The sequence below is a fragment of the Halorubrum sp. AJ67 genome (assembly GCF_000513435.1).
On record NZ_CBVY010000007.1, the window covers coordinates 151,760 to 156,801 of the forward strand.

Annotated in this window: 5 protein-coding genes and 1 pseudogene; 1 reads left to right on the plus strand and 5 read right to left on the minus strand. The window is 65.1% G+C overall.

The window, feature by feature from the left end; all coding sequences use genetic code 11:
• Nucleotides 1–302: 302 nt before the first annotated feature.
• Nucleotides 303–503 (minus strand): hypothetical protein, encoded by a 201-nt coding sequence (locus BN903_RS08300; protein WP_048077296.1) that lies wholly within the window; start codon nucleotides 501–503, stop codon nucleotides 303–305.
• Between the two features lie 81 nt (nucleotides 504–584).
• Here BN903_RS08300 and BN903_RS08305 point away from each other — a divergent pair, with 81 nt between their 5' ends.
• The gene (locus BN903_RS08305; protein WP_048077297.1) at nucleotides 585–1,052 is read left to right on the plus strand and encodes a hypothetical protein; all 468 of its coding nucleotides are present in this window, start codon (nucleotides 585–587) and stop codon (nucleotides 1,050–1,052) included.
• Nucleotides 1,053–1,199: 147 nt separating this feature from the next.
• On the opposite strand, the gene BN903_RS08310 is transcribed toward BN903_RS08305, so the two are convergent.
• The 4 genes and pseudogenes from BN903_RS08310 to BN903_RS08325 form a co-directional block, all read right to left on the minus strand.
• Nucleotides 1,200–1,649, minus strand: a complete 450-nt coding sequence (locus BN903_RS08310) for a Rieske 2Fe-2S domain-containing protein (RefSeq protein WP_048077298.1) — start codon at nucleotides 1,647–1,649, stop codon at nucleotides 1,200–1,202.
• Nucleotides 1,650–1,698: 49 nt separating this feature from the next.
• Nucleotides 1,699–3,069: a geranylgeranyl reductase family protein gene (locus BN903_RS08315; RefSeq protein WP_048077299.1), complete on the minus strand. Its 1,371-nt coding sequence runs from the start codon at nucleotides 3,067–3,069 to the stop codon at nucleotides 1,699–1,701.
• Between the two features lie 140 nt (nucleotides 3,070–3,209).
• On the minus strand, nucleotides 3,210–4,256 hold the full coding sequence (locus BN903_RS08320; RefSeq protein ID WP_048077300.1) for an ABC transporter permease: 1,047 nt from the start codon (nucleotides 4,254–4,256) through the stop codon (nucleotides 3,210–3,212).
• Nucleotides 4,249–5,042: pseudogene (locus BN903_RS08325) on the minus strand (ABC transporter permease); the annotation flags it as partial. The pseudogene BN903_RS08325 and the gene BN903_RS08320, both read right to left, overlap by 8 nt.

Consider the following 5,042-nt stretch of genomic DNA (forward strand, 5'->3'; position numbering starts at 1 on the left):
GTGCGGAGCGGTGCGGGGTGGGACTCGAAGGGGCAGTCGCCGGCGGCGAAGCCGCCGGCTGCCCGAGGCGCGTAGCGCCTCGCTGCCGCGAGGACGGCGCAGGCGAAGTAAGGACCGCAACGAGGGAGCGGTAGCGACCGAGTGAGGACCGCAGCGAGCGTGCGCCGTCCTCGCGGCTGGGGCTTCGGTGGCGTCTGTGTCTGTCTGTGATTTATAAGCAGTGGCTCTGTTGAGATCCTATTCTTCAGGCAGTTTCTCGTCTGAAACAGCCGGGCGATGAGAGTGCGTCTTGATTGAATGTGTCAGAACCAGTCTTTCTTCCTAAGATAGAACATCGTAATTCCACAAACGAAACCGCCTCCAGCTCCCCTGATGACCGCACCAGTCCACTCACCGTCGGAGAGAACTGTTTGGATGGTAACAGTGACTACGACCCACATAACAACGGTCGTCAATACGAATACCCACGGATTCTCCAAGTCGATACGACGCACCTCAGCCATACATCAATTACCGATTTCAATAGTAAATACGTTCCCTGAATTGAACGGAAAATATATGTCAGTTGAAGTTTAATTATCGATATGATCACTATCATCTCGAATATTCTCGGTTCTCCCTTCTACCTGTTCCACGCTCTGTCCTTGATTCTCGTCGGTTACTGGGTTTACCTTGACGCCACCGAGCGAGGAAGTAACATGAATTATCTGTGGGCGATCGGATGTACTCTTTTCCAACCGCTTACCGTTGGGTACCTGCTTTACCGGAGTGAGATTGGGGGGCGAACCAGAACCGCCGGGACTCTTGAGCGAATTGTCGGCACCTTCGTTGTCGGCCATCTCGTTACGATCCAACTCTGGTTTGTTCTAGGATATATGAACGTGGTAACAACTATTACCCATCCTCCACTGGTTGAGCTACAGTACTATATCGCCTTATTCGTGGTAGGTGTTATTCCCGGCTACTGGCTCGTTTGGAAGAGCGGATGGGCTCGCACCCGCCGGAAACTCGGTTGGGTTCAGGAAGCGGAACGCACCAACATTCAGAGTTAACGAACTGCTACGGGAGTTGTCTGTATTGACCGCAGGGGGACAGAACCTATCACCTTTTAAGAATTTCAACAGAGCCTAACCAGTCACTACGCCGTACAGCTGAGCGCCCGGAATTTCGCCGACGTTCACTGATCGCCCGCAGTCGACTCAGAACGTCAGGTGCGAACTCGATGCCGGCCCCTCGTCGTCGCCGTCGTCGTCCGGCAGCCCCTCGTAGAGGTACGTGAGGTCGTCGTCGGTGAGGAACACCGCGCCGTCGCGGACGGCCACGTCGATCTCTCGCAGCGTCGTCCCCGCGGCCTCGCCGTTGTCACAGGAGCCGTCGCAGGCGTCGAACGCCGAGCCGTGCTTCGGGCAGACGACGGACTCGCCGCGGGTGACTGCGCCGACTTCTTCGCGGTGGAGGCGCTGGTCCTCGTGGGTACAGCGGTTGATCCACGCCCGAACCGCTCGATCCGAACGCTCCGCCTCACCGTCCGGCTCGTCCGCGCAGGGCACGAGGAACACCTCGCGGTCGGTGTCGCCCTCGCGGGCCGTGAACGCCCACGAACCCTGCTCGCGGACGGTCTCGACGGTCGTGAGTCGGTAGTCGCTCATGCGGCGAGTCGGCGGTCACTCATGCGGTGAGTCGCGGTCGGTCGGCGTCTCAGTACTTCGCGTCCGCGCCGGTCGTCTCGTACACGCGGTCCATGATGCCGTCGCGCTCGCGGGTCCAGTTCGCCATCGCGGCGGGGCTGGTCGGGTACTCGTCGTAATGGCCGATCAGCTCGTCCGCCAGCGACTTCGTCTGGTAGAAGTTCCGGATCGTCCCCCAGTAGCCGAAGCTCTTGACCGCGGCCTTCACCTTCAGCCCGAAGGACATCGAGGTCGACCCCTCGTAGAGCGCCTCCGCGAGCTTCTCGCCCGGCAGCGACGCGAGGAGGCCCATCAGATCGTCGACATCGACCGCGGTCGAGAGGACGTTGTACACGTCGAGGCCGGCATACCGGCCGCCGAAGTGGTCCATCACGCGGGTGTTGTACCGCCAGAGGTTCTCCTCGCTCACGTCGCCGTCGGAGACCGCCTTCACGGCCTGTTCGCCGGCGTACTTGCCCGCGTACGCCGCGCCCGCAATTCCGCCCCCGGTCGTCGGGTTCACGTGGCCCGCGGCGTCGCCGACCGCCATGTAGCCCGGCGCGACCGCCGAGTCGTAGGGGCGTCGGGTGGGCAGCGCGGCCCCGAGCTTGTCCGTGACCTCCGCGCCCTCGAACTCGGGGCGGTCCCGGAGGTCCTTCTTCAGCGACTCGACCAGTTGCATCGGCTCCTCGTTCATCTGGAAGCCGAGCCCGGCGTTGATCTCAGTCGCGGTCCGCGGGAAGTACCAGAGGTAGCCCGCGGCGCGGTCGGTCGCCTTGAAGACGAGGGCGTCGTCCCACTCGACCGGCTCCGGCACCTCGACGACCTCGCGGTACGCGGAACAGAACTGCGAGTAGCGAACGTTCGTGTCGAAGGTCGTCCCCTCGAAGTCGACCTTGTCCTGGAGCAGCGAGAGCGACCCCGCGCCGTCGATGACGACGTCGGCCGCGTAGGTCCGCGGGTCGCCCTTTCGCACCGCCCGCAGCCCCGTGACGCGGCCCGTCTCGTCTTGGACCACGTCGTTGATGACGGTGTCGTAGTGGAACTCTACCCCGGCTTCCTCGGCAGCGGCGATTATCTGGCGGCCGTACTCCCAGCGGTCGATGACGGCGAGTTCGCCGGGGACGGGGATCTCCAGAACCGTGTCCTCTTGGGGGATCTCGAAGCGACCGTGGTCGACGCCGGTGTTCGTGAACGCCGGCTCCAGCCGGTCTTTCGGGATCGCCTCGGGGAACGCGTCCGCGCCCTTCAGGGCGTCGCCGCAGGCGATGTGGCCGGCCTCCTCCGCGTCCTTTCGCTCGACGATGACGACGTCGAGCCCCTCGTTCGCGATCGTCGCGGCGGCGTAACAGCCGGCGGTCCCGGCCCCCGCCACGACGACGTCGTACTCGTCGATATCCATTACCGGAGCGTGTCGTGCGCCCGGCAAAACTCTTTGCTCCCATTTCGGTCGTATTCGAGAGAACGAATTTCGGATCCGGACGTGGTATCGTCGCTGACGAGTCCTGTTGAACGGGAGGACCACAACGCGGATCGGACGCCCTACTCTTCGGTCTCGTAGTGTTCGCCCGCGGCCTCGGGGATCTGGGTCCGGCCGACCAAGGCGAGCACGACGATCACGACGACGTACGGGATGGTCTGGACCAGCGTGTCCGGGACCGCGTAGCCGAGCTGTTGGAGCCGGATCTGCATCGCGTCGAGACCGGCGAACAGCGCGCCCGCGCCGAGCGTTCCGACCGGGTTGTAGTTGCCGAACAGGTACGCGACGATGGCGATGAACCCCTTCCCTTGGACCATCGTCTCGCCGGAGCCGACGAACTGGCCGATCGACAGCGCCAGTGCCGACCCGCCGACGCCGGAGAGAACGCCCGAGAGCAGCACGCCCGCGTAGCGCACCTTCGAGACCGAGACGCCGACCGTGTCGAGCGCCTTCGGGTTCTCGCCGGCCGCACGGAGGTGTTTCCCGAAGGCGGTCCGGTTCAGCAGCCACCACGACCCCGCGGTCGCGATGAGCACCAGCGTCGCGGAGTACGCCCAGCCGACGTTCGCGCCGAGGTTCGGCGTGTTGACGCCGCCGAAGAACACCGTCGACATGAACGGCGCGAGCCCTAAGGCGATGAGCCAGACGGCCAGTCCGGCGATGATCTGGTCCGCCTTGAACTCGATACAGACGACCGCGAACACCGCCGACAGCAGCGTCGACGCGGCGATGCCGGCGATAAAGCCGATCGCGAGCGCCGGAACGCCGAGGACCGCGTTGCCGATCCCGACGACCGACGCGGCGTACACGGAGACGAACGCCGAGATGATTAACAGTCCCTCCAGCCCGATGTTGATGACGCCCGACTTCTCGGCGAAGATACCGCCGAGCCCGGCGAGCACGATGGGGGCCGCGAGCCGCGCCGTCGACGTGGCGGTGCTCGTCGAGAAGACGATCCCAGCGAGGTCGCCCGCGATCGAGTCGGGGAACAAGAGCCCGAGAATTCCGACCAGCGCGAACGCGCCGACCGTGCCGACGACGAGCGAGCGCACGTAGTCGGACTCGAACAGCCCCTCCATGACTCGCGTCGACGACAGCGGGTTACGCATCGGTCTCACCTCCCTCGCCGCCGGCGGTCTCGTCTGACTCCGTCGGCGCTGCGACGCCGCCTCCGCCGAGCCCGGCGTACCGACCGATCATCCGGAAGAACTCCGGCATCGCGACGAAGAGGATGATGAGCCCGCGCAACACCGCGACGAGCTGCGTGGGCACGTCCGTGCGGAACCCGATCTCCAAGGCCCCGCCCTTCAACACGCCGAAGAGGAACGCGGCCGGCAACACGCCGATCGGGTTGTTCCCGGCCAGAATCGAGACGGTGATGCCGTCGAAGCCGAGGTCCGGAATCGAGGCCAGCCACCGGCCCTCGGACATCAGCACCCACACCGCGCCGCCGACGCCGCCGAGCGCGCCCGACAGCGTCATCGCCCGGACGGTCGTGAGCTTCGCGTTCACGCCGCCGTACTCGGCGGCCGCGGCCTGAACGCCGCTCGTCCGGAGGTCGTAGCCGAGCGAGGTGTGTTCGACGAAGTAGTAGAGCGCGCCGATGAAGCCGACCCCGATGAGCAGCGCGACCAGCGCGAAGTCGCTGGAGGCGGGGAACAGCCACGGACGGAGCTGCGCGTACTCGGGGACGTACTCGGTGGCGACCACGGAGGAGCCCTCGGCGCGGAACACCTCCAACACGAGCACGTACGCGACGTTCGCGGCGACGAAGTTGAGCATGATCGTCGTGATCACCTCGTTGGCGTCGGCGTACGCCTTGAGCGCGCCGGGGATCGCGCCCCACAGTCCGCCGCCGACCGCGCCGGCCGCGGTGCCGACCGCGATCAGCACGA